Below are 25460 nucleotides of genomic sequence, written 5' to 3' on the forward strand. Positions count from 1 at the left end.
AGCGCGGCCGCGCCTGCGAAACCTGCCCGTGCAGGGCGCTGGCCGCGACGCTCATCGTTTGACGCGCGCCGCCGTGGCCACCGCAGCGGCGGCACGTTCGAGCGCGGCTTCGAGGTCGGCGACCAGGTCGTCGACATGCTCGATGCCGATCGACAGGCGCAGCAGGCCGTCGCTGATACCGGCGGCGGTGCGCGCTTCCAGCGACATCGCGGCATGGGTCATGGTCGCCGGATGCGCGATCAGGCTTTCGACGCCGCCCAGCGATTCGGCCAGGGTGAAACAGGTCAGCCCTTCGACGAAGGCGCGCACGGCATCTTCGCCGCCCTCGATCTCGACGCTGAGCATCGCGCCGAAACCCTTCTGCTGGCGCGCGGCGAGCGCATGGCCCGGATGCGATTCCAGGCCCGGGTAATGCACCACGCGCACGGCCGGATGGTTGTCGAGCAAGGTCGCGATGGCCTGGGTGTTTTCCTGGTGCACGCGCAGACGCGCATCGAGGGTGCGCAGGCCGCGCAGGGTCAGGAAGGCGTCGAACGGCGAGCCGGTCAGGCCGAGCGCATTGGCCCACCAGGTCAGCTGCTGGTGATGCTCGGCGCTCTTGGCGACCACCGCGCCGCCGACCACGTCGCTGTGGCCGTTGATGTACTTGGTGGTCGAATGCACCACCAGGTCCGCGCCGAAGGCGATCGGACGCTGCAGCGCCGGCGACAGGAAGGTGTTGTCGACCACGGTCAGCGCACCCTGGGCGTGCGCAGCCTCGATGACGAAGCGCAGGTCGGTGATGCGCAGCAGCGGGTTCGACGGAGTTTCGATCCAGACCACGGCCGGCTTGGTCGCCAGCGCTTCGGTCAGCGAACGCGGGTCGGTCAGGTCGGCGGTGATCAGCTCGAACGCGCCCTTGGCCGCCAGCGCATTGAACAGACGCCAACTGCCGCCGTAGCCGTCGTGCGGCACGACGATGCGGTCGCCGGGCTTGAGGAAGGCGTGCAGCACCAGGGTGATCGCCGACATGCCGGTCGAGGTGATGACGCCGCCGGCGCCGCCTTCGAGTTCGGCCAGCGCTTCGCCGAGCAGGTCGCGGGTGGGGTTGCCGCTGCGGGTGTAGTCGTACTGGCGCTTGTCGTTGAAGCCGGCGAAGCTGAAGTTCGACGACAGCACGATCGGCGGCGTCACCGCGCCATAGGCGGTGTCGCGGTCGATGCCGGCGCGCACGGCGGCGGTGCAGGTGCTGCGGGTGCTGGTCGTGCTGGGGGTCGTGGTCACTGGTGCCGCTCCGTTGTTCTGAGTGCTCATGCGGCCACCTGCGTACAGTCGGCCAGCGCTTCGCGCAGGATGGTGTTGATGTCGGATTCTTCTTTCAGGCACGCGTCGTGCCCGTAGATGGAGCGCAGTACGCGCAGGCGGGTTTCGCCGCGCAGGCGTTCGATCAGGTCGTAGGACTCGCTGAGCGGGATCAGGCGATCCTCGCTGACCGCGACCACGGTGACCGGCACGCGGATCGTCGAGGGGTCGATCTGCTGCAGGTCGATCGATTCGGACAGACGCAGGAAAGCGGTGGTCGGGGTGCGCGCGACGTACTTGTTGCCGCAATGGTCGAGATAGTCCTCGGCGGCGACGCGGACGCGGCCGTCGCGCACTTCGGCGTTGCCGAAACGCTCGGCGAATTCTTCCGGGGTGCGATAGCTCAGCACCGCCAGTTCGCGCGCCAGCGCCAGGCCCTGGCTCTCGTCGCACTGCAGCGCGCCGAGCGCGACCGCGCGACGTTGCAGCGCACGCCAGGCGGCGGCATAGGGATGGGCACGATGGGTGCCGCTGATCGAGACCAGTTCGCCCAGGCGCGAGGCATGCCGCGAAGCGAACTGCAGGCCGACCATGGCGCCGTAGGAATAGCCGATGAAAGCCTGCAGGCGCTCGATACGCAGCGCGTCGAGCAGCGCGGCGATGGCGTCGGCCTGGTCGGCCGGATCCAGCGCCACGTCGAGCGTGCCGTCGGCGCCGATCCAGTCGAACGAGATCAAGTAATGCTGGGACGGATCCAGCGAACGGCCATGGCCGACCTGGCTCTGCCACCAGCCCTGTTCGCCGAATTCGCGGCTCGGCGCGAGGTGGCGGTGGGCGGAGATGCCGCCGGCCACGAACAAGGCCGGCAGGCTGCGATCGCCCTGAGTTTCGTAGCGCAGGATCAGGTTGCGGCGGCCGGAATGGCGCAGTTCCAGTTCGACGGCGATCTCGCCGCGGGTGGCGGCGGCACGGCCCGTGCGCTCGAACACGTCAGGGGAAACGATCGCGGGCGAGGCATAGGAAACGAAGCTGTCGCTGCGTTCGAACGTGGCGGCGGGGCTGTTGGCGAAGCTCATGGCGGTCATCCGAAGTGAACGGGCCACCGAGCTTGCAAGTCGCAAGTGCGCCGGAAGCGCACTTCGCAACCATCTTCCGACCAACGCCATGAGGCGGGCCGCAGGAATTGGCACCTTCACGCAGCTTGCGCTGCGTTGGGTTGCCCCGGCTTCTAAGGGCCTGTCCCTCAGCCGGTCTCGATGGATGGCCTCAGTCTGCCGACCGGCGGAAGGCGTGTCAATCGCTTCATCCGCATATAGCGATTTATCATGTAGCCTCACTCGACCTTCACGGTCGCCACCCCGTTGCCACCGCCCGCGCATACACTTGGAATGATGAATAGCCGCCTCGTTGCCGCCGTCCTGGCCACCGTCCTGCTGTCGGCCTGCGCCACCCGTCCCGTCCTGGAATCGGAAACCCGCATCACCAGCGCCGGGCCGACCGGGGTGCGGATCGTCCCCGAACGCTTCGTTTCGGCCGAAAGCCCGGAGGACGAACTCGATTCGCTGGCGACCTGGCCGACCGAGAACGGCGCCACCTGGCTGATCGCCAGCGCCAAGTCGACCCACCGTCTGGCGGTTTACGATGCCGACAGCGGCCAGCGCCTGCGCACGGTCGGCGCGAAAGGCCAGGCACCCGGCCAGTTCAAGCGCCCGAACGGGCTGACCGTGTTCGGCGATCACCTGTTCGTGGTCGAGCGCGACAACCACCGCGTGCAGGTGTTGCGCCTGCCCGACTTCGCCCCGGTCGGCAGCTTCGGCGACGTCGAGTTGCGCAGCCCCTACGGCGTGTGGATCAACGAGCTCGCCCCGGGCGAGCTCGAGGCCTACATCACCGACAGCTTCATGTATGGCGATAAATACGATCAGGTGCCGGCGCTGACCGAGCTCGACCAGCGCGTGCGCCGCTACAAGATCCACTTCGACGACGGCGATGCGATGCGCAGCGAGTACGTCGGTTCGTTCGGCGACACCACCGAGGACGCCGCCCTGCGCGTGGTCGAGTCGATCGCCGGCGACCCGGCCAACGACCGCCTGCTGATCGCCGACGAAGACGACCGCCATCTCTCGACCCTGCGCGAATACACCCTGGCCGGCCGCTACACCGGCCGCCGCCTGCCCGACCGCAGCTTCGACGCCCAGGCCGAGGGCGTGGCCTTGTGGAGCTGCCCGAACGGCGCCGGCTACTGGATCGCCGTGGACCAGCTAATGCCGCGTACGATCTTCCATGTGTTCGACCGCGTCACCCTGGTGCCGCAAGGCAGCTTCAGCGGCGAGGTCACCGCCCACACCGACGGCATCGCCCTGCACGCCGCCGGCACCACGGCGTTCCCGACCGGTGCCCTGTACGCGGTGCACGACGACCGATCGGTGACCGCGTTCGACCTCGGCGACATCGCCCGCTCCCTGCAACTGCAGTCCGGCTGCCTGAACTGACACCTTAGATACCGACCGTTCCACGCTGCACCGACGCCGTCCTTCGAACCCGACCATGCCGCGCCTTTCCGCTCTGCTCGCCACTCTCCTTTGCGCCAGCCTGCTCGCCGTACCGGCAGTGCAGGCGGCCAAGCTCTACCGTTGGACCGACCGCAGCGGCATCAGCCATTACGGCGATCGCCCGCCGGGGGCCGCGCCGCCGTCGGAAGTCCAGGTGATCCCGTTCCGCACCGAACCCGGCGCGATCGCACGTCTGCGCGTGCAGCAGGACGGCGACCGTTATCTGGCCTGGGCCGACAACAGCCTGTCCGGGCCGATCGAAGTCCGCCTCGATTTCACCCACAGCAACAACATCGCCGGCTCGCCCTCGTTGCCCGCCTACGCAACCGTGGCCGCACGCGGCAGCGCGGTGGTGGCGGTGCTCAGCGCCCAGGACCCGACCCGCGGCGGCGACTTCGAACTCAGCCTGCGCAGCACGCCGGGCGACCCGGCGGCGCGCGCGCAGAACGTCGACTACTTGCTGCCGTTGCAACAGCAGCAGTTCCGCATCGACCAGGGCTACGGCGGCCATTTCAGCCACACCGAGCCCGAACACCGCTACGCCGTCGATTTCGCCGCCGACATCGGCACGCCGGTGCTGGCCGCGCGCGACGGCTCGGTGATGCAGGTCGAGTCCGATTTCGACAAGGCCGGGCTCAACCTGGAAAAGTTCGGCGACCGCGCCAACTTCGTCCGCATCCTCCACGACGACGGCAGCATGGCCCTGTACGCCCACCTCAAGGCCGACGGCGGCGTGCTGGTTCGCACCGGCCAGCGCGTGCGCGCCGGCCAGCAGATCGGCCTGTCCGGCAACACCGGCTTCAGCACCGGCCCGCATCTGCATTTCGCCGTGCAGATCAATCGCGGCATGAAGCTCGAATCGATTCCCTTCCGCATGAGCGGCCCGCAAGGCCCGCTGCGCTTGAGCGGCGGCACGCGCTGAGGCCGGCCGGTTCAGGGTAGGAGCGGCGCGAGCCGCGACCACGCTCTCGCCCGCAACCACCTGCCGCAGCCCCGCGGTCGCGGCGCGAGCCGCTCTACCCCGATAGCCTCGCCCTCGGCGATCCGGCCATCGCCCGACACCCCGCCCGGCCCCGGCACGCCGCCCGGGTATACTTCCGCCCTTCCTCTTGCCTCCCGACGCGCCCCGGGCGCGCCGTTCCCATGTCCGAAGTCTCCCAAGAAGCCCTCCGCCGCCGCACGTTCGCGATCATTTCGCACCCCGACGCCGGCAAGACCACGCTCACCGAAAAGCTGCTGCTGTTCGGCGGCGCCATCCAGATGGCCGGCTCGGTCAAGGGCCGCAAGGCCGCGCGCCATGCCACCTCGGACTGGATGGCCCTGGAAAAGGAACGCGGCATCTCGGTCACGTCCTCGGTGATGCAGTTCCCCTACGAGGGCCGCATCGTCAACCTGCTCGACACCCCCGGCCACGCCGACTTCGGCGAAGACACCTACCGCGTGCTGACCGCGGTCGACTCGGCGCTGATGGTCATCGACGTCGCCAAGGGCGTCGAGGAACGCACGATCAAGCTCATGGAAGTCTGCCGCCTGCGCGACACGCCGATCATGAGCTTCATCAACAAGCTCGACCGCGAAGGCAAGAACCCCATCGATCTGCTCGACGAGGTCGAGTCGGTGCTCGGCATCCAGTGCGCGCCGATCACCTGGCCGATCGGCATGGGCCAGCGCCTCAAGGGCGTGGTCCACCTGATCAGCGGCGAAGTGCATCTGTACGAGCAGGGCCGCAACTTCACCCGCCAGGACTCGACCATCTACGCCTCCATCGACGACCCCGCGTTCGAAGCGCGCATCGGCGCGGCGATGCTGGCCGAGCTGCGCGAGGAGCTGGAACTGGTCGAAGGCGCCTCGCATCCGTTCGACAAGGCCAAGTACCTGGCCGGCGAACAGACCCCGGTGTTCTTCGGCTCGGCGGTCAACAACTTCGGCGTGCAGCTGCTGCTGGATTTCTTCATCGAGCACGCCCCGTCGCCGAAGCCGCGCGAGACCACCACCCGCGAAGTGCAGCCCGCGGAGAACAAGCTCAGCGGCTTCGTGTTCAAGATCCAGGCCAACATGGACCCGCAGCACCGCGACCGCGTCGCCTTCATGCGCATCTGCTCGGGCAAGTTCAGCGCCGGCATGAAGGCCTTCCATGCCCGCACCGGCAAGGAAGTGAAGCTCGCCAACGCCCTGACCTTCATGGCCAGCGACCGCGAGATCGCCGAAAGCGCGTTCCCGGGCGACGTCATCGGCATCCACAATCACGGCACCATCTCGATCGGCGACAGCTTCAGCGAGGGCGAGGCGCTCGCCTTCACCGGCATCCCCAACTTCGCCCCGGAACTGTTCCGCCGCGCGCGCCTGCGCGATCCGCTCAAGCTCAAGCAGCTGCAGAAAGGCCTGGCGCAGTTGTCGGAAGAAGGCGCGACCCAGTTCTTCCGCCCGCTGATGAGCAACGACCTGATCCTCGGCGCGGTCGGCGTGCTGCAGTTCGACGTCGTCGCCTACCGCCTCAAGGACGAGTACGGCGTGGACGCGAGCTTCGAGCAGGTCGGCGTGGCGACCGCGCGCTGGATCCGTTGCAGCGACGCCAAGAAGCTCGAGGAATTCCGCGACAAGAACGCGCTGAACCTGTCGCTCGACGCGGCCGGGCAACTGGTCTATCTGGCGCCGACCCGGGTCAACCTGCAGCTCGCCCAAGAGCGCGCGCCCGGCGTCGAATTCCTTGCCACGCGCGAGCACGCGCACGCGGTGGCGCTGGACTGATGTCGGCGCTGCGGCGATGGTGGCTGTACTTGCTGGGCAAGCGCAGCGAAGTCGCCGCGCTCGACTATAAAGACGCCTACATGGCCAAGGTGGTGATGGACATCCATCGCCTGCGCAGCGGCAAGGCCCAGGCGATGGTGCCGCTGCGCGCCCTGCAGCCGATCCACCGCATCGACCGCGAATCGGCGCTGCAGGCCACCCATGCGCGGGCTCAGGCCTTGCGGGCGCGGCGCGAGGAACTGCTCGCACGCGGCCGACTCGACCTGGCGAGCTTGAACGAGATCATCCCTTCGGTCTCGCAGATCAAGGTCGTGCGCGACGGCGAGCGCTGGCTCGCCTTCGAAGGCAACGGCCGCCTCTACGCGATGCGCGAGGCGTTCGGCGAAGACAGCGGGCTGACGGTCGAAGTCGAGGAATACCGCTTCGACCGGCCGCATAAGATTCTGCGACGACTGCGCAAGGTCCGCCGTTTGAACGCGCTCGATTGATCGAACCCGCAGGCGCTGCGACTTTCCCGGGGCGCTCCCTGCACACTCGAAATTCGCTAGCATGGCCGCGCCGGCAGGACGCCGGTCACAAGGAGAGTTCGACATGATGTTGGCGCTATTGATTCTCAGCCTGGCCCTGCTCGCGATCGGCGGTCTATGGCTGTTGGTGTTGGCCTTCAAGGAAAACATCTGGTGGGGACTGGGTTCGTTGTTCGTTTCACCCGTTCTGCTCGTCTTCGGCATCATCCATTGGCATAAGAGCAAGACCCCGCTGCTGCTGTACGCCGCCGGATCCGTGCTTCTTGCGATCAACATCGCGCAGATGCACTTCTCCGACAACATGGTCTACGCCCCCTGATACAGCCTGTAGCCGTCCTGCGCGCCCTGCGGTCCGGTTTCCCCTGCGTGTTTGCGACGAAGCCGCGTGTTTCGCCGATGCTGCGCGGCAGCATCGACTAGCATCGGCCGGTCGGGCAGTCGAGCCGGCATCCAACCTGGAGGGGGACGTATGTATTACTTGGGTATCGTGTTGTGCCTGGTCGGCGGTCTGTGGATCGTCGTCAACGCGTTTCGCAAGAACATCTGGTGGGGACTGGGTTCGCTGCTGATTCCGTTCGTGGCCGTGGTATTCGCGATCATGAACTTCGCCCAGAACAAGATTCCGCTGATCATCTATATCGTCGGCATCGTCCTGTTGATCGTCGGCATGCCGTCGATGAGCCACATGGCCGCGGTCCCGGCCGCCTGACCCGTGTATCTGGTCCGGTCCGGCCCGGGGCTCGCCGCTCCGGGCCGGATCGACCCGCCCATGCCCTGTGTGCGAGGGCCGTGCTTCCCGGCAGGCCCGAGACGTTCCGGCCTTCCTGCGCCCGTGACCCGGGTCGCGAAACCGGACCGCGAGCACCTTACCGTCCCTGTCCTTTCATCCTGACTGCGAGCATTGGCTCCAGACCGCGCTAGGATGCCGGGACCATGCCTATCGCCCATGCCCCCGCTCACGGCGACCACTCGATCCGCGAAGAGATCGCCAACGCGCTGACCCACGGTCTCGGCGCCACCGCCGCATTGGCCGGCGGCGCCGTCATGATCACCCTGACCGCGATCTACGGCGACGCCTGGCAACTCGGCAGCGCGATCGTGTTCGGGATCAGCCTGCTGCTGCTGTACCTGGCCTCGACCCTGTATCACGCGATCCAGCATCCCGTGCTCAAGGGGCGGCTCAAGGTCTTCGACCATTGCGCGATCTATCTGCTGATCGCCGGCACCTACACGCCGTTCACCCTGATCGGCCTGCGCGGCCCCTGGGGTTGGGGCCTGTTCGCGGCGATCTGGGGCCTGGCCTTCGCCGGCATCGTGTTCAAGCTGTTCTATACCGGCCGCTTCAAACTGCTATCGACGATGATCTACATCGCGATGGGCTGGCTGGTGCTGGTCGCGATCAAACCCCTGCTCAACGCGCTCGACGTCTGGACCCTGAGCTGGCTGCTGGCCGGCGGCCTGTGCTACACGCTCGGCACGGTGTTCTATCACCGTCCCTCGTTGCGCTATTCACATGCGATCTGGCATTTGTTCGTGGTCGCCGGCAGTGTCTGCCATTACATCTCGGTGTTCGCCCAGGTCGTCCCCTCGCCGGCCTGAACACCGTACGCCGCGTCCACGGCGTATTCACCTTCGCTTTACCGCCCTGCCGCAATGGTGAGGCCATCGTAGCGACCAGGTCCCGCCGCGCGGGCCGATGGCGTAGGTATCGCCGGCACGATCGGCCCAAGCGCTTCATGTCATGAGCGACTCTCCGACACCCCAGTCTGCGCCCGAGCCTGCCGAGCAGTCGTGGCAGACCCGCCTGCGCCGCCATCCCTGGCGCGCGCTGCTCGGCGTGCTCGCGCTCGCCATCGTCGTGCTGCTCCTGCTGTGGGACTGGAACTGGTTCAAGGGCCCGATCGAACGCCAGGTCGAAGCCCGCACCGGCCGGCGTTTCGAGATCGCCGGCAATCTCGATGTCGATCTAGGGCGCGTGCCGGTCATCCGCGCCGACGGCCTGAGCTTCGCCAATGCCGACTGGGCCAAACAGCCGCTGATGGCCTCGGCGCAGCGCCTGGAAATCGCGGTGGAATTCTGGCCCTTGCTCAAAGGCGAGGTGCGCGTCCCCGACATCCGCCTGATCCAGCCGCGGCTGAACCTGCAGAGCGATCCCAAGCACGGCGGCAACTGGAAATTCGGGCGCGACAGCGGCGGCGAATTGCCGGTGTTCCGTCGCATCTGGATCGACGACGGGCGCCTGCGCTTCCTCGACGCCGCCGGCAAGACCGACATCGACCTGGCCGTCGCCAGCCGTGCGGCGCAGCGCCAGGATGCCGCGCCGCCGGTCGAGGTCGAAGGCGGCGGCCGCTGGAAGAACAACCGCTTCACCCTCGAAGGCCGCGCCGAATCGCCGCTGGCGCTGCGCGATGCGCAGCGCCCGTATCGACTGAACCTGCGCGCCGCGGCCGGCGCCACCCGCGCGCATGCCCGCGGCGAACTCGTCGACCCCTTCCATCTGCGCGATTTCGATCTGCAACTCGCCCTCGCCGGCAAGAACCTCGCCGATCTGTATCCGCTGATCGGCATCGCGATTCCGCCGACACCGCCTTATGCGCTCGACGGCCGCCTGAGCCGCGACGGCGTGCGCTGGCATTACGACCGCTTCACCGGCAAGGTCGGCGACAGCGACCTGGCCGGCAGCGCCAGCGTCGATACCGGCGGCCCGCGCCCCTATCTGCGCGCCGACCTGGTGTCCAAGCGCCTGGATCTCGACGACCTCGCCGGTTTCGTCGGAGCGCCCCCGCAGACCGGGCGCGGCGAAAGCACCAACCCCGAACTCGCCGCCGAACATGCTCGCCTGGACGCGAGCCCGAAGCTGTTGCCCGCCACGCCGTATCGGCTCGACAAATTGCGGGCGATGGATGCGGAGGTGAAACTCAAGGCCGCACGCATCGAGGCGCCGGGTTGGCCGCTCGACGACATGCAAGCGCATCTGCTGCTCGAGAACGGCCTGCTGAAACTCGACCCGCTGAACTTCGGCGTCGCCGACGGCGACATCCGCTCGATCATCACCATGGACGCGCGCCGCACCCCGATCCGCACCCGCGCCGACATCACCGCGCGCAAACTGACCCTCGCCAAGCTGGTGCCGAAGGTAAAGCTGGCGCAGGACGCGGTCGGCAAGGTCGGCGGGCGCATCGCCCTGACCGGCAACGGCAATTCGATCGCGACCATGCTCGCCAGCAGCGACGGCAATGTCGCCGTCGGCATGGGCCCAGGCCAGATCAGCAACCTGCTGATGGAATTCGCCGGACTCGACCTGGCCGAGATCCTCAAGTTCAAGCTGACCCAGGACCGCAAGATCCCGATCCGCTGCGCCTTCGGCGACTTCACCGTCGACGACGGCATCATGACCGCGCGCGCGCTGGCCTTCGACACCAGCGACACGATTTTGGTCGGCAGCGGCACGATCGACCTGGGCGAGGAGAAACTCGACCTGCTGATCCGTCCGCGCCCGAAGGACCGCAGCCTGCTCGCACTGCGCACGCCGCTGACCGTCACCGGCAGCTTCAAACACCCTAGCGCCCGCCCGGATTTCAAACGCCTCGGCCTGCGCGGAGCGGCCGCAGTGGCCCTGGGCAGCATCGCGCCGCCGGCGGCACTGCTGGCCACCATCGAGCTGGGTCCAGGCAAGGATGCGGGCTGTGCGGGGCATGTGGTGAATTGAGCGGTTGCCGTTTGATGCTTAAACCATGACCTAAACATCCAATGCCGCTGTGGCAGTGCTCTTGCTGCTGCTCTTGCTGCTGCTCTTGCTGCTGCTCTTGCTACTGCTCTTGCTGCTGCTGTTGCTGTGCGTCGCCTCGCACTCGCGAAGGCGATAGAAGACCCGGAGGGCGGCGCGCAGGGATGCGCGCCGTTTTTCATCGGGACAGGGATGTCCCGTATGAAAAAGCCCTGCGTATGCATCGCTCGTGCGGGCTTGTGATTCAAAAAGAAGCATTTTTCTTTGGTTACCTTTCTTTTGTTGCTTATGACAAAAGAAAGTAACCCGCCGCTTTAGTGGCGGAAGCTCTTGGCGTTTGATCCTGATCCTGATCTTGCTTGAGCAATGCGTCGCGAAACCGAAACGGCGCGGTCGCGGCTCGCGCCGCTCCTACCCTTGCGCCGACGCGCCGCCTCGATGAGCGGCATCGGCTTGTTATCTCTGCGCGTTCCGCGGTCGCGACTCACGTCGCTCCTACAGAGGAAGGATTCGCGATACCGGACGAAGTCCCACTAAATATCTACATCGTCACGCCGGCACCCGGATGGGCCAGGTCGTATTTCAGGTACACGTCCCAGGTATCGCCGGCAGGATAGGTCTGCTTGAGATCGTATTCGACGCGCCCGTCGGGAAAGCGGCGTTCGGCGACCGGGCGGATCCGCTTCAGGCAGGACTCGAAGTTCTGCGAGCCGGTGATCATGTTGTCGTTGCCGTCGAAGGAGATCTCGCGCAACACGATCTCGCGTCCGTCGCGGCAGCGCCCACCCTCGGCCTTCGGGTCGCTCGGCCCCTCGATGCGCAACAACAGGTCGAACCGCTCGCCGCGATCTTCCTGCCCCAGAATCGCGACCCGATCGATCCGCAGCACGCGGCCGTCGAACACATCGGCCGCTTCGATCGGGAAATCGAGCACCGCCGACGCCACATCGATGCGCTTGCCGTCGTCGGCGACGCTCGCTTGCGCCGGACGCTGCGGCCGGGCCGGCGGCTTCGCCGCGGCCGTCTTGTCCGGCGTCCGGGCAGCCTCGGCAGGCGCGTCGGACGACGCGGCGCATCCGGCCATCGCCGCGGCGAGCAGGCAGGCAGCAAAGAAGCCGCCAATCGACGGGCGCAAGGCGGCGAAACGGTATCGACTCATGGTGATCCTTCACGGGAATGACGCGGAACGGACATCATCCCATCGCGCGCGGGTTTCCTGCGAATGGATCGTCGTCGCGGCCGTGCGGGCGCTGCCTGCCGGCCGCGAATCGCGGCGCGGCGGCATCGTCTGCCGCCCGCCCTCAGCTGGCGCGGCTCTTAACTGGCGATGTAGCGTTGCAGCTGGTCGAGTTCGACCTGCTGGTCCTCGATCACCGCCTTGACCAGATCGCCGATCGATACCACGCCGATGACGCGGCCGCCGTCGACCACCGGCAGGTGGCGGATGCGCTGGTCGGTCACCAGTTGCATGCAATGGTCGGCGCTGTCGCCCAGCCCGACCACCACGACCTCGGCGGTCATGATCGCGCGCACCGGTGTATCGGCCGAGGACCGGCCCTGCAATACGATCTTGCGGGCGTAATCGCGCTCGGACAGGATCCCGGCCAATCGCACGCCATCCATCACCAGCACCGCGCCGATGCGTTTTTCGGCCATCAGCCGGATCGCGTCGATGACCGGCGCGTCGGGACCGATCGCATGGATCTCAGGCGCTTTCGCCTCCAACAACTGTCTTACGGTGCGCATGACTGTCTCCTTCCGCGAACTGGGGAAACCGTGTCTGATCCGAGGATACTCCTGGCGCGGGCTGCCAGGTGTCGATGAGGTAAAGCGGCCGCTGTTTCGACTCTTCGTACAGCCGGCCCAGGTACTCGCCGATCAGGCCCAGCGCGATCAGCTGCACGCCACCCAGGAACAGGATCACCGCCATCATCGTCGGCCAGCCCTGGACCTGGTCGCCGAACAACAGCGCCTTGAGCACGACCTTGGCGCCGAACGCGAACGCCACCAGCGCGGTCGCCAGGCCCAGATAGGTCGCCAGGCGCAGCGGCGCGGTCGAGAAGCTGGTGATGCCCTCCAGGGCCAGGTTCCATAGCCGCCACAGGTTGAACTTGCTGGCCCCGGCCACGCGCGCTTCGCGGTGATAGGGCAAGGCGATGCGGTTGTAGCCGACCCAGCCGAACAGGCCCTTCATGAAGCGGTGGCGCTCGCGCAGTTGCCGCAACGCATCCAGCGCGCGCGGCGACAACAGGCGAAAGTCGCCGGTGTCGGCCGGGATAGGCGTGCGCGAGAGCCTTCCGATCACGCGATAGAAGGTGTGCGCGGTGGCGCGCTTGAACCAACCCTCGCCCTCGCGCTCCAGGCGCGTGCCGTAGACGTCGTCGTAGCCTTCGCGCCACTTGGCGACGAACTGCGGGATCAGTTCCGGCGGGTCCTGGCCGTCGGCGTCGAGGATCAGGGCGGCGCCCTGCTCGACCCGGTCCAGGCCCGCGGTCAGGGCCGCTTCCTTGCCGAAATTGCGCGACAGCCGCAGCAGCGCGACCCGCGGATCGGCCGCGGCGATGCCTTGCAGGATCTCCCAGGTGCGGTCGCGGCTGCCATCGTCGATATACAGCACCCGCCCTTCGACGCCCTGCGCGGCCAGCGCATCCAGTGCCGCGGCGATGCGCGGCTGCAGCAACGGCAGGCTGAGCGCTTCGTCGAAGGCGGCCAGGACGACGGTGACTAGATCGCGATTCATGCCCGACATAGTAGCGGCGAGGCCTGCCGCGCCGATGTGACCGCCGGTCGGCGGTGCCGCAGACGCAGCGGCCCGGGCCGATCAATACCGGCCTGCTCGGCCCTGCTCACTGCGTACTCATTCGATCTGCTTCAGATAGCCGTTGCCGCCGATCGAACGCATCTGCCGCTGGATCGCGCCGGCGCGGCGCTGCACGTAAGGGCCCGGCCGGGAGATGCTGTAGCGCTTGGGGTTCGGCAGCACCGCGGCCATACGCGCGGCTTCGGCCGCGCCGAGCTGGCGTGCGTCCTTGCGGTAGTAGGTGCGGGCCGCTGCCTGAGCGCCGTATACGCCGTCGCCGAACTCGGCGAAGTTGGCGTACATCTCGATGATCCGGTGCTTGGACCACATCGATTCGATCAGCAAGGTGTACCAGGCCTCGACGCCCTTGCGGATCCAGCTGCGTCCGCTCCACAGGAACAGGTTCTTCGCGGTCTGCTGGCTGATCGTGCTGCCGCCGCGGACCTTGCGGCCGCGCGCGTTGTTCTTGCGCGCCTTTTCGATCGCCTTGAGGTCGAAGCCGAAATGCTCGGCGAAATTCTGGTCTTCCGACGCCACCAGGGCGACCGGCACGTTCGATGACATCTCCTCGAGGTCGCGCCAATCGTGGGCGATGCGAAACCCGAAATCGCCCGAGCCCCAGGCCTCGAGCTGGCGGATCATCATGAAGGCCGAGAACGGCGGATCGACGAAGCGCAGGGTCGCGACCTGCAGCACCGAGGCCAGCAGGAACAGGAACGGCAGGGCGATCAGCCAGCGCAGCCAACGCCGCAGACGCCGCGGGCGCGGTGCCGGCGCCGCCGGCTCGCCTGCGCGAGGCGCGGACACACGGTCGGTCAAGCCTTGCACCGCATCGCCTCCGTCCCCACTCTTGCCCGGTGGCCGCGCAAGCGCCCATATGCCAGCACCGCTGAAATTCGCTCCGAACGCGTCGGCATGCTTTACCTCCCCCCTTCACAGGAACCCGCGCATTATCCGCGATGCCGCGTCCCGCATTCGCATAACCGCACGATCCGCGCGACCGAGAGTACGACGATGACCGAAGCCCGCCCCGCCGCCCACACCGACGACCGCGACCGCCTGACCCGTTTTCTGATCGAAGGCGCCGGCGTCCGCGGGGTGCGCGTCCACCTGCACGATACCTGGCAGCAGATCCGCGAACGCTCGGATTACCCGGCCGCCGCGGCCGAGTTGCTCGGCGAGGCGGCCGCGGCGGCGGCCTTGTTCACCGGCCACGCCAAGGTCGACGGCCGGCTCTCGGTGCAGTTGCGCGGCAACGGCGCGCTGCGCACCCTGTTCGCCGAATGCACGGCCGCCGGCACCCTGCGCGGCATCGTCCAGCTCGACGAGGACGCCGGCCCGGCGCCGCGCGACCTGCGCGGCATGGGGCCGGACGCGATGCTCGCGATCACCATCGAGAACCCGGGCCTGCACGGCCGCGAACCGGTCCGTTACCAAGGCCTGGTCGGGCTCGAATCCGACTCGCTCGCCGGCGCTTTCGAAGGCTATTTCCGCCAGTCCGAGCAATTGCCGACCCGTTTGTTGCTGGCCGCCGACGAACGGCAGGCCGCCGGCCTGATGCTGCAGAAGCTGCCCGGCGACGAGGGCGACGACGACGGCTGGGTCCGGGTCGGCGCCCTGTTCGACACCCTCAGCGCCGAGGAATTGCTCGAGCTGCCGACCGACACCCTGCTGACCCGGCTGTTCCATGAGGACGGCATCCAGTTGCTCGGCGGCAAGCCGCTGGGCTTCGCCTGCTCGTGCTCGCGCGAGCGGGTCGAGGCCATGCTGGTCTCGCTCGGCCAGGAGGAAGCCGAGGCCGCCGCGGCCGACGGCGAGGCCGAGATCCGCTGCGAGTTCTGCGGCCAACGCTATGGTTTCGACCGCAACCAAATTGCCGCCCTGTTCGCTGTCGCAGCCCATGAAATAGAGGCTCCGGACCGGCTACAGTGAGGGCGAATCGGTCGGATTTGAGACATCGTCCCGATTGTTAAATAAACATAAACCGGCTATAGTCGGCCGGCAAGAAATGGGGAACTTGGCCGGCTTCACCCGGTCATAACGACGGTCCGCACTCCTGAAGAATCCATGCTCAAGCACCTGCGCCAATTGCCGCTTGTCCTGTCGCTCGCCTTCGGCGTGGCTGCGGGCGCGCATGCGCAGGCACTGCCGGGCAAGCATGCGGAGACGACCTATCTGCCGGTGTGGAACCAGAACAACGGCAAGCTCGAGTACCTGCTGCAGTTGGAGCCCGCCAGCAACCAGGCGGCCGGCATACGCTGGAAAGCAGGCAATAACACCTTCGACGCCGCGCTCGGCCTCGACGCCGGCGATGGCCTCGGCTTGGTCTGCGATCGCAAGACCGGCCTGGCCGGCGTAGTCGGCAATCTCGCCAATCACTGCCTGCTCGCCTCCCTCGACGAAGACGACGCTCGCAACGACAGCCGTCAGGTCTCCGCGGGCGCCAGCGTCAGCCGCCCCGGTGGCCGCGTCGGCGTGGCCGTCGGTACCGGCCGCGACACCATGCCGGCCTGGTTGAGCCCGAACAGCCGTACCAGCCGCGTCGACCAGAACACCCTCACCGTCTACGGCCAGAAGAACATCGGTCGCGGCGACGCCCTGGTCTCGATCGGCGGCACCTGGGCGCGCGCGCGCCTGATCCCGGCCGGCGAAATGCCCGGCTTGGCCGATCGCTGGAGCAGCAAGAGCATCACCGTGGGTGCCGGCATCGGTAATTTCGGCGCCAACATCATCGGCCGCGTCGTCGACACTCCCGGGCCGGGCCAGTGGGAAGGCCTAGGCGTCGGCCTGACCTGGCGTACGCCGTGGAGCGGCCAGCTGACCGTCGGCGCCGAAAACGTCGTCACGCGCGGCAAGAATCCGTTCGCCCCGGGCAACGGCGAGAAGGACGAAGGCACCGTGCCCTACGTCCGCTACGAGCAGGATCTCTGATCGGGTCCCAACCCGACCGGTTCTATCGATCCGAGGCGGCACGCCTGCCTCCATCCATTTCCTGAGCGACCTCGGCCATCCCGGCCGCAGTGGTCAATAACTGCGCATCGGCCTGGCGTCGCTAGCCGTTCTGCCTGCTCGCCGCGGCGAAGTGATCATCCTGGAACAAATTTCGACGAGCGGACCTCGCCCATCGACGGCGCCGCGGACGCTTGCTCGCGCCTCCTCTCCAGCCATGCCGGCCTCGCTCGGCCGCGTCAGCTAGCTGAATAGGCACATTAGCCGAACGTGATGGCCGCTCCCAGAAAATGTACGCGAAAGTACGGTGGAGACTGGCTCACAGCCCCCACGCCGCATACGTCACAAATAGACGCTTAACGACACTTTAATTTTTCCGAAGGCGCGGTTAGGATCGGCGAACCTTGCCGGCCTTGGCGTCTGATTTGACTCCTCCGGCGGGATACACGGGTACACCAGACCGATTCGGAGAGAGAGAATGACTTTTAAAACTACCAAGCTCCGCGACGCGATTACCTTCGCGCTCGCTGTGGGCTCGACGGCCCTCGCAGGTGCCGCCGGCGCGCAGGAAGCGAGCGCCCCCGCCCAGAAGGAAGCGACCACCCTCGACCGTATCGAGGTCACCGGTTCGCGCATCCGTCAGGTCGATCTCGAAACCGCACAGCCGGTTCTGTCGATCACCCGCGCGGATATCGAAAAGCAAGGCTTCCAGTCGGTTGCCGAAATCCTGCAGAACATCTCTGCAGTCGGCGCACCGGCGATCAGCCGCGCTATGCCCCTGTCGGCCGGCGAAAACGTCGGCGGCCAGTTCATCAGCATGCGTAACCTCGGTGCCACGCGCACCCTGATCCTCGTCAACGGCAAGCGCCTGGGCATCAGCACCAGCGGTCTCCAGGACGTCTCGCTGATCCCGACCGCCGCGGTCGAGCGCATCGAAGTGCTGAAGGACGGCGCCTCGTCGATCTACGGCTCCGACGCCATCGCCGGCGTGGTCAACATCATCACCCGCACCAACTTCGAAGGCGCCACCGCCAACGCCTATTACGGCCAGTACAGCCAGGGCGACGGCGCAACCACGCGTGCCGATTTCGTCCTCGGTTTCACCGGTGATCGCGGTTCGCTGACCGCCGCCGTCGAATACCGCAAGGAAGAAGCCGTGTTCTCGGGCGACCGCGAATTCTCGGCCTATCCGCAGGGCGGCATGCACCCGACCCGCGGCTGGACCACGGTCAGCCAGTGGGGCGTGATCAACCTGCCGACCGCGCTCGGCGGCAACCGCGTGCTGAACGCCGGCGCCGACTACCGCAACATCGCCAACTACCACGCCCAGAACAGCAACACCGGCGGCACCGCTGCCGATCCGAACGGTTCGGTGATCGACAAGAGCAACACCAACCTGCAGACGCACCTGCGTACGCCGCTGGAAAGCCGCTCGTTGTTCGTCAACGGCGTGTTCGACATCAACGACAAGCTGCGCTTCCGCAGCGACATCCTGTACTCGTCCCGCGATGCGGAGCGTCAGGTCGCCGGCTATCCGTTCCAGAGCGCTTCGGCCGGTCCGGTCCCGGGCGGCTTCCGCATGTCGCGCGACAGCTACTACAACCCGGTCGGCACCAAGCACGGCTTCGCCACCCCGCAGGACGTCAACTTCTGGCGCCGTACCTGGGAAATTCCGCGCACCGACAAGCCCACCTCGACCACCTGGCGTTTCGCCGCCGGCCTCGAAGGCAACTTCGACATCGGCGAGCGCACCTTCGATTGGGACGTGGGCTACCTGTACAACAACAACAAGGTCACCCAGGAAAACTACGGCAACCTGAACATCGAGCGCACCAAGCAAGCGGTGGGCCCGTCGTTCCTCAATGCCAACGGTGTCGTCCAGTGCGGCTCGGCCGCCAGCCCGATCCCGCTGACCCAGTGCGTGCCGTGGAATCCGTTCATCCCGTTCGGCCGTACCGGCGACGGCGGCCTCACCGGCAACCAGGCGCTGCAGGACTTCCTGTTCCAGCGCTTGAACTCCAGCGGCGAGACCGAAACCAGCGTGTACAGCGCCAACCTCGCCGGCTCGTTGTTCGCCCTGCCGGGCGGCGACCTGGGCTTCGCGGTCGGCTATGAACACCGCAAGGAACAGGGTCGCTTCATCCCCGACGCGCAGGCCGTGACCGGCAACTCGACCACCCTCGCCGGCGGTCCGACCGAAGGTTCGTACAAGGTCGACGAGTTCTTCGTCGAACTCGCGATCCCGCTGCTCGCCGATCTGCCGGGCGCCAAGGAGCTGAGCTTCAGCGTCGCCAGCCGTTACTCGGACTACGACACCTTCGGCGACACGGTCAACAACAAGTTCGGTTTCAAGTGGAAGCCGATCGACTCGTTGCTGGTCCGCGGCACCTGGGCTGAAGGCTTCCGCGCTCCGACGATCAACGATCTGTACGGTGGCGGTTCGCAGACCTTCTCGTTCTTCACCGATCCCTGCGACACGACCTTCGGCGCCGCTCGCGGCAACGCGCGTTGCTCGGCCGACATCGTCAACGCAGCGACCTTCCGTCAGCTGCAGCAGGGCTTCGTCCCGGCGACCGGCACCAACGCGCAGACGCCGGTGGCGTTCTTCTCCGGTTCGAACCCGAACCTGATTCCGGAAACCTCGGAATCGAAGACGCTGGGTCTGGTCTGGAGCCCGGGCTTCGTCGAAGGCCTGAACGTCAGCCTCGACTGGTGGACGATCAAGATCGAAGACACCATCGTCGCCGACACGCCGACGCAGATGCTCAACGACTGCTACCTGCAGAACGACGCCGCGCGTTGCGCCGGCTTCACCCGCGATCCGGTCCTGGGCTATGTCAACAGCCTGAACTTCACCAGCATCAACGCCGGTTATCGTGAGGCGGAAGGCTACGACCTCGAGCTGAACTACCGTCTGCCCACGCAGTACGGCAACTTCAGCCTGAACTGGCAGTCGACCTACACCACGAAGGACGAGATCAAGACCGACACCAACCCGACGACCCTGCCGCAGCAGCTGGTCGGCTACGCGACGTCGCCGGGCTTCACCGGCACGTTCCGTGTCCGTTCCAACGCCAGCCTGAGCTGGGAGAAGGGCCCGGTCAGCGCAACCTGGGGTGCTCGTTACTACTCCTCGATGAAGGAAACCTGCTTGTCGGCCACGCTCTTCCCGAGCGAGTGCGACAACCCGACCTTCCGCGCCGCCAACCCGGCCCAGACCCGTCCGACCAACAAGCTCGGTTCCAACACCTTCCACGACCTCGAAGTCCGCTTCGCGACCCCGTGGAATGCGACTGTCGCTCTCGGCGCCAACAACGTGTTCGATCACGTCGGCCCGACCGTGTACAGCCAGCCGAGCGCGAACGTGTCCTACCAGGGCCAGTTCGACATCGGTCGCTTCGTGTACATGAAGTACCAGCAGCGCTTCTAAGCACCACGCGTTGCCGCAATACGAGAACGGCCTCCTTCGGGAGGCCGTTTTCTTTTGTGCCCGAAAACCGGGTCGCAGGGGCTTTTGCGACAAAAAAGCACTTAACAACACTTTAATTACTCGGCCAAGGCGTCTACTATCGGGCCGGCTTTGCCAATTTAGGCCTTTACGTATGCGCCGTTTGGCTAGCCCCTTTGCTTGGGACCCGTTCGTTCAGGACAGACTTGGAGAGAGAGATGACCCTGAAGACCACCAAACTGCGCGACGCGATCGTATTCGCGTTGTGCGTGGGCGCGACCAGCCTGGCCGGCACCGGCCTTGCCTCCGCCCAGGACGCCGCGGCACCCGCCGCTGCGCCCGCCGAAGACGCCACCACCCTGGATCGCATCCAGGTCACCGGTAGCCGCATTTCCATTCCCGGCCTGACCACCAACAGCCCGGTCATGACCGTCGATCGCGAAGAGATCGACCGCAACCAGCCGGTCACCGCCGAAGACTTCCTCAAGGTCCTGCCCGGCGCCGTGCCGGCCATCGGCCCCGGCACCAACAACGGCGCCAACGGCGGCGCCACGATCAACCTGCGCGGCCTCGGCGACAACCGCACCGTGGTGCTGATGGACGGCCGTCGCGTCGTTCCGTTCAACCTGTTCGGCGTGGTCGACACCAACGTCATCCCGGTTGCGCTGATCGACAGCGTCGACCTGGTTACCGGCGGCGCATCGGCCGTGTACGGCGCCGACGCCGTCTCGGGCGTGGTCAACTTCGTCCTCAAGCGCAATTTCGAAGGCGTCGAGGTCAACACCAGCTACGGCCAGTCGAGCAAGCAGGACGGCGACCGCCGCAACACCACCGTCACCCTGGGCATGAACCTGGACGACGGCCGCGGCAACTTCGTGCTGAGCCTGGGCAAGACCGACAACGACCCGTTGCTGCAGGGTTCGCGCGGCTTCTCCGAGTTCAACCTCGACTCGACCAACGGCGAAGCCGGCGGTTCGGGCACCTCGATCCCGACCCGCGTCGGTCCGCTCGGCCAGATCAATCCGGCCACCGGCCGTTTCGACCGCATCGTCACGCCGTTCAACTACAACCCCTACAACTTCAACCAGACCGCGCTGGATCGTTGGCAGGCCACCGCACTGGGCCGCTACGAGATCAACGAGCACGCCGAGGCCTACACCCAGCTGCTCTACACGCGTTCGAACGTGTTCTCGCAGATCGCTCCGGGCGGCCTGTTCGGCGGCCGTTTCGATCTGGGCATCGGCAACCCGCTGATTCCGGAACCGGCCCGTCAGCAGATCTGCACCCAGTTCGGCGTGGCCGCAGGCGACTGCGTGGTCGGCAGCCCGACCACCGTCAACACCACCTTGAACCGTCGTACCACCGAGCTCGGCACCCGCTCGACCGACTTCCAGAACAAGGTCTTCCAGGCCACCCTGGGTCTGCGCGGCGAGATCAACGACCGTTGGCGCTATGACGCCTACTGGTCGCACGGCGAAGCCGATCAGCTGACCGTGTCGGCCGGCTTCCTGTCCAAGGCCCGCACCCAGCAGGCCCTGTTGTCGACCGACGGCATCAACTGCGTCGACCCGACCAACGGCTGCATCCCGCTGAACCTGTGGGGCGTGGAAGGCACGATCAGCAAGGACGCGAAGAAGTTCCTCGAAGTGCTGACCTTCGCCACCCAGCGCGTCGAACAGGAAGTCTGGTCCGGTTCGGTCAACGGCGACCTGGGCGACAACTTCAAGAGCCCGTGGGCCGATTACCCGATCGGTATGGCGTTCGGTCTGGAAGGCCGCAAGATGACGGCGCTGAACCGCGCCGACGCGGCTTCGCGCGATCCGGAAGAAGTGCAGGGTTCGGGCGGCGCCAATCCCGACGTCGAGGGCAGCCTGAAGTTGCGTGAAGCCTACTTCGAAACGATCGTTCCGCTGATCAGCGGCAAGACCGGCGCGCACGCCTTGAACTTCGAAGCCGGCTACCGCCACACCGAGTTCAAGTCGGGCCAGACCGACACCGACTACGGCAGCTACAAGTACGGCCTGGAATGGGCTCCGATCGAAACGCTGCGCTTCCGCGGCATGTTCCAGCGCGCGACCCGCGCCCCGAACATCAATGAGCTGTTCCAGCCGGTCGTCACCGGCCTGGACAACACCGCGGTCGATCCCTGCGAAGCTTCGCAGCTGGCTCTCAACGGCGGCGTGACCGGCTCGGTGGCCGCACTGTGCGTCGCGACCGGCGTGCCGCAGGCGATCCTCGACAGCCAGGGCGGCGTCGACGGTCCGAGCGCGGGTCAGGCCAACGCCTTCGTCGGCGGCAACCCGATCCTGGGCCCGGAAAAGGCCGACACCCAGACCCTGGGCCTGGTGTGGCAGCCGATGGAAGAGCTGTCGATCACCCTCGATTACTGGAAGATCGACATCAAGGACGCGATCACCCGTCCGGTGCTCGGCGATGCGCTGTTCGGTTGCTACGACCGCGAGTTCAACCCGACCCTCAGCATCACCCACCCGATGTGCCAGCTGATGATCGGCGCGCGCGAAGTGGCCGACGGTTCGCTCAACGGCGAAGCGCGCGGTCCGTTCCTCAACCGCTCGAACAAGGGCCGCATCACCACCGACGGTTGGGACCTGGGCGTTCGCTACGGCATCCCGCTGAGCAACGATTGGGGCCGCCTGGACTTCGCGCTCGATCTGACCAAGACCGACACGTACGACTACCAGGGCGACCCGCAGGTCGGCAAGCACGACTGCGTCGGCGTCTACGGCGTCTCGTGCAACGTCATCGCCGGCATCGTGTACGACTACAAGTCGAACTTCCGCGCGGTGTGGTCGATCAAGGACTTCGAGCTCGGCTTCAACTGGCGTCACCTGAGCTCGGTCGACGTCGAACCGGGTCCGATCGAGTGGTTCCCGGACTACACCTCGATCGATTCGTACGACTACTTCGACCTGACCATGGCCTATGAACTGCCGTGGAACGCTCGCATCAACTTCACCGTGAACAACGTCGCCGACAAGAAGCCGCCGGTCGTGGGCAGCAACATCGGCAGCACCGGCTTCAACAGCGGCAACACGTTCCCGCAGTACTACGACACCCTGGGTCGCTACTACACCCTGGGCCTGACGATGCGCTTCTAATAAAAAGCATCATCCGAGTCGAATTGAGGCGGGCTTCGGCCCGCCTTTTTTTGTGGCGACTGGAAAGTGATGGGGAGGCGCCCCTTGCCGTTGCCGTTGCCGTTGCCGTTGCCGTTGCCGTTGCCGTTGCCGTTGCCGTTGCCGTTGCCGTTGCCGTGAAGAGCTTGGCGCAGTATCGAACTCGCGAGAACACCTGGAGACCCGGAGGGCGCCGCACAGGACGTGCGGCGTTTTCCGATAAGACAGGGACGTCTTATCGGAAAATCCCGGCGCGAGCTGAGTGCTCGCAGGGGAGCTTCGTCAAGGAAGGCCTTTTCTTTGGTTAGCTTTCTTTTGGGCCAGCAAAAGAAAGTAACCCGGCCGCGTCAGCGGACGGAAGCTTTGCTCTTGCTTGAGGCTTGCTGCTTCTTGCGAAGCAAGATCAAACTCCAAGAGCTTCCGCCACTAAAGCGGCGGGTTACTTTCTTTTGTCATAAGCAACAAAAGAAAGGTAACCAAAGAAAAATGCTTTTCCTTGAATCACTAGCCCGCACGAGCGATGCCGACGCAGGGATTTTTCATACGGGACATCCCTGTCCCGATGAAAAACGGCACGCATCCATGCGTGCCGCCCTCCGGGTCTTCTCTAGCCTTCGCGAGCGCAAAGCTACGCACAGCAACAGCAACAGCAACAGCAACGGCCATGGCCATGGCCATGGCCACGGCCACGGCCACGGCCACGGCCACGGCCACGGCAACGGCCACGGCAACGGCAACGGCAACGGCAACGGCAACGGCAATGGCTAGAGCTAGTCTGAGGGCTTGTAGCGAATCTGAGACTGGAACTGGAACAGCCACCGAGCCAAGCGCCAACCAGGCGACCCGGCCCATCGCGAGCGCCAATCAGCCCTCCAAAAAATCCCGGTGCGCACGCATCATCGCGTCGACCATGTCGCGTTCGGCCAGCGACAACAACGGGTTCCAGACGTCGAAGATCAACACCACGCGCAGTTCGTCGCTGTCGTTGTGCGCTTCGTGCTCGATCGAATCGTCGAAGATCAGTACTTCGCCGACCGTCCACTCGCGCCGCTCGAAACCGACCCGGTAGCGGCAACGCTCGGGCACGATCAGCGGCAAATGCACGACCAGACGCGCATTGGTCTCGCCGTGGTGCGGCGGGATGTGGGTGTGCGGCGCCAATGCCGAAAACATCGCGTTCGGGCAGACGTCTGCGATCTGCGCCATCTCCACCGCTTCCAGCGCGGCCCGGGTCTGCGGGCACAGCGCCAGGTGCTCGTGCACCGGCTGCGCGTAGCTCCACAGTTTGTAGGTGCTCCAGCGCCGCGAGTGGTTGAGCTCCTGCCACTGGTTGACCGGGTCGCCGGGCTGGTACTCGATATAAGGCGTGAACTCGGCCTGCTCGTTGCGCAGTACCTCGCGCATCTCGCGCTGGATATCGTAGGTGCGCGCTTCCAGTTCGGGCACCCAGGGGAACTGGGCGCGGTCGTAGAACGGGATCGCCGGCAGCCGCGGTATGCACAGCTGGTTGCAGTCGGAATGATACGGCTTGCTGCGCCCGACCATGATCGAGGCGGCTTCGTCCCAGCGCCCATGCACGCCGGCCTCCAGCGCGGCGCGCGGACCGCCGACGCGATGGGCGAGAAACTCGCTGAACTCGTCGGAATACTGCTGGACCTTGCTCTTGGCGTGGAGCAACTGGGTCTTCAGCATGTCCGGCCAATGCGGCTCCGGCGGCGCGACCGTCAAGGCGTTGCGATAAGCCTGCGCCGCCGCCCGCGACTTACCGGTGCGTTCGAGGAAAGCGGCCTTGGCCAGCAGGCCGGCCAGGAAATACGGATCGGCGGCGAGCGCGGCGCTGATCGCGTCCCATTCGGCGGTGGCGTCGCCGCGTTCGCGTTCGACCATGCCGATCGAGAGCAGGATCATCGGATCGTTCGGCGCGGCGCGATGCGCGGCCTGCAGCAGTTCGACCGCGCCGCGGGTGTCGCCGCGCTGCAGAGCATGGATGCCGAGGCTATAGAGCGCCTGCGGATGCTGCGGCGCGAGGCTGCGCACCTGGCTCCAGAGCGCTTCGGCTTCCTGCCAGCGGCCCGCGCGCGAGGCCAGGCCGGCGGCCTGGACGAGTTGATTGACCTGTTCGTTCAAGACCGCTTCCCTCGCCGGACGGAACTGCGACCGCGTCCCTGGGGCGCGATCGGCACTGCATCGATGGCGCGCCTGGCGCGCCTAGGCGAGGAACATACACCGGCGGCGTTGCGCCGCACAGAGTGGCGGCGCTGGGCGGCCTGCGCGCGAAATAGGCGATTCCG

Annotated in this window: 20 protein-coding genes and 1 riboswitch; of the genes, 13 read left to right on the forward strand and 7 right to left on the reverse strand. The window is 66.4% G+C overall.

Features of this window, described 5'->3' with window-relative positions; all coding sequences use genetic code 11:
* Positions 1-51: 51 nt before the first annotated feature.
* Complete coding sequence (locus GLA29479_RS19185; RefSeq protein WP_057917204.1) at positions 52-1263, reverse strand: O-succinylhomoserine (thiol)-lyase; 1212 nt, start codon at positions 1261-1263, stop codon at positions 52-54.
* 26 nt (positions 1264-1289) lie between these two features.
* Positions 1290-2357, reverse strand: coding sequence for a homoserine O-succinyltransferase MetX (metX, locus tag GLA29479_RS19190; RefSeq protein WP_057973277.1), 1068 nt, complete (start codon positions 2355-2357; stop codon positions 1290-1292).
* A 66-nt stretch (positions 2358-2423) separates the two neighbouring features.
* Positions 2424-2544: riboswitch (SAM riboswitch) on the reverse strand.
* A 128-nt stretch (positions 2545-2672) separates the two neighbouring features.
* Between metX and GLA29479_RS19195 the strand changes: the two genes are divergently transcribed.
* The 8 genes from GLA29479_RS19195 (at position 2673) to GLA29479_RS19230 (ending at position 10817) form a co-directional block, all read left to right on the forward strand.
* Entirely contained in the window at positions 2673-3773 is a 1101-nt protein-coding gene (locus tag GLA29479_RS19195) for an NHL repeat-containing protein (protein ID WP_144436622.1), read from the forward strand.
* A 55-nt stretch (positions 3774-3828) separates the two neighbouring features.
* Positions 3829-4755, forward strand: coding sequence for a peptidoglycan DD-metalloendopeptidase family protein (locus tag GLA29479_RS19200; RefSeq protein WP_082638817.1), 927 nt, complete (start codon positions 3829-3831; stop codon positions 4753-4755).
* Between the two features lie 221 nt (positions 4756-4976).
* Complete coding sequence (locus tag GLA29479_RS19205; protein WP_057917201.1) at positions 4977-6581, forward strand: peptide chain release factor 3; 1605 nt, start codon at positions 4977-4979, stop codon at positions 6579-6581.
* Positions 6581-7069, forward strand: a complete 489-nt coding sequence (locus GLA29479_RS19210; protein WP_057917200.1) for a hypothetical protein — start codon at positions 6581-6583, stop codon at positions 7067-7069. Before GLA29479_RS19205 ends, GLA29479_RS19210 begins: the two co-directional genes overlap by 1 nt.
* Before the next feature lie 103 nt (positions 7070-7172).
* On the forward strand, positions 7173-7427 hold the full coding sequence (locus GLA29479_RS19215) for a hypothetical protein (protein WP_057972529.1): 255 nt from the start codon (positions 7173-7175) through the stop codon (positions 7425-7427).
* Between the two features lie 150 nt (positions 7428-7577).
* Complete coding sequence (locus GLA29479_RS19220; protein WP_057917198.1) at positions 7578-7817, forward strand: hypothetical protein; 240 nt, start codon at positions 7578-7580, stop codon at positions 7815-7817.
* A 224-nt stretch (positions 7818-8041) separates the two neighbouring features.
* Entirely contained in the window at positions 8042-8707 is a 666-nt protein-coding gene (gene trhA / locus GLA29479_RS19225) for a PAQR family membrane homeostasis protein TrhA (RefSeq protein WP_051885392.1), read from the forward strand.
* 142 nt (positions 8708-8849) lie between these two features.
* On the forward strand, positions 8850-10817 hold the full coding sequence (locus GLA29479_RS19230; protein WP_057972530.1) for an AsmA family protein: 1968 nt from the start codon (positions 8850-8852) through the stop codon (positions 10815-10817).
* Between the two features lie 559 nt (positions 10818-11376).
* Here the strand turns inward: GLA29479_RS19230 and GLA29479_RS19235 are convergent.
* The 4 genes from GLA29479_RS19235 to mtgA all read right to left on the reverse strand — a co-directional run bounded on the left by GLA29479_RS19235 (position 11377) and on the right by mtgA (position 14442).
* The gene (locus GLA29479_RS19235; RefSeq protein ID WP_057972531.1) at positions 11377-11994 is read right to left on the reverse strand and encodes a hypothetical protein; all 618 of its coding nucleotides are present in this window, start codon (positions 11992-11994) and stop codon (positions 11377-11379) included.
* A 158-nt stretch (positions 11995-12152) separates the two neighbouring features.
* Positions 12153-12581, reverse strand: a complete 429-nt coding sequence (locus GLA29479_RS19240) for a CBS domain-containing protein (RefSeq protein ID WP_057919955.1) — start codon at positions 12579-12581, stop codon at positions 12153-12155.
* Entirely contained in the window at positions 12541-13575 is a 1035-nt protein-coding gene (locus GLA29479_RS19245) for a glycosyltransferase family 2 protein (RefSeq protein WP_057917195.1), read from the reverse strand. The genes GLA29479_RS19240 and GLA29479_RS19245 overlap by 41 nt, the downstream gene beginning before the upstream one ends.
* A 117-nt stretch (positions 13576-13692) precedes the next feature.
* Positions 13693-14442: a monofunctional biosynthetic peptidoglycan transglycosylase gene (gene mtgA, locus GLA29479_RS19250; protein ID WP_057919954.1), complete on the reverse strand. Its 750-nt coding sequence runs from the start codon at positions 14440-14442 to the stop codon at positions 13693-13695.
* Between the two features lie 207 nt (positions 14443-14649).
* Between mtgA and hslO the strand changes: the two genes are divergently transcribed.
* From hslO to GLA29479_RS25615, 5 genes are all read left to right on the forward strand, one after another.
* Complete coding sequence (gene hslO, locus GLA29479_RS19255; protein ID WP_057972532.1) at positions 14650-15567, forward strand: Hsp33 family molecular chaperone HslO; 918 nt, start codon at positions 14650-14652, stop codon at positions 15565-15567.
* A 135-nt stretch (positions 15568-15702) separates the two neighbouring features.
* Entirely contained in the window at positions 15703-16566 is an 864-nt protein-coding gene (locus GLA29479_RS19260) for an XOO1806 family protein (RefSeq protein ID WP_057972533.1), read from the forward strand.
* Positions 16567-17062: 496 nt separating this feature from the next.
* A complete protein-coding gene (locus GLA29479_RS19265; protein WP_057917192.1) occupies positions 17063-20014 on the forward strand; it encodes a TonB-dependent receptor in 2952 nt (983 codons plus the stop codon).
* Between the two features lie 236 nt (positions 20015-20250).
* The gene (locus GLA29479_RS19270; protein WP_057917191.1) at positions 20251-23151 is read left to right on the forward strand and encodes a TonB-dependent receptor domain-containing protein; all 2901 of its coding nucleotides are present in this window, start codon (positions 20251-20253) and stop codon (positions 23149-23151) included.
* Positions 23152-23751: 600 nt separating this feature from the next.
* Positions 23752-23937: a hypothetical protein gene (locus GLA29479_RS25615; protein WP_057972534.1), complete on the forward strand. Its 186-nt coding sequence runs from the start codon at positions 23752-23754 to the stop codon at positions 23935-23937.
* A gap of 96 nt (positions 23938-24033) precedes the next feature.
* Here the strand turns inward: GLA29479_RS25615 and GLA29479_RS19280 are convergent, their stop codons facing one another.
* Complete coding sequence (locus GLA29479_RS19280; protein ID WP_057972535.1) at positions 24034-25296, reverse strand: aspartyl/asparaginyl beta-hydroxylase domain-containing protein; 1263 nt, start codon at positions 25294-25296, stop codon at positions 24034-24036.
* Positions 25297-25460: the final 164 nt, after the last annotated feature.

This window comes from Lysobacter antibioticus (genome assembly GCF_001442535.1).
In the GTDB taxonomy this organism is placed as follows: domain Bacteria; phylum Pseudomonadota; class Gammaproteobacteria; order Xanthomonadales; family Xanthomonadaceae; genus Lysobacter; species Lysobacter antibioticus.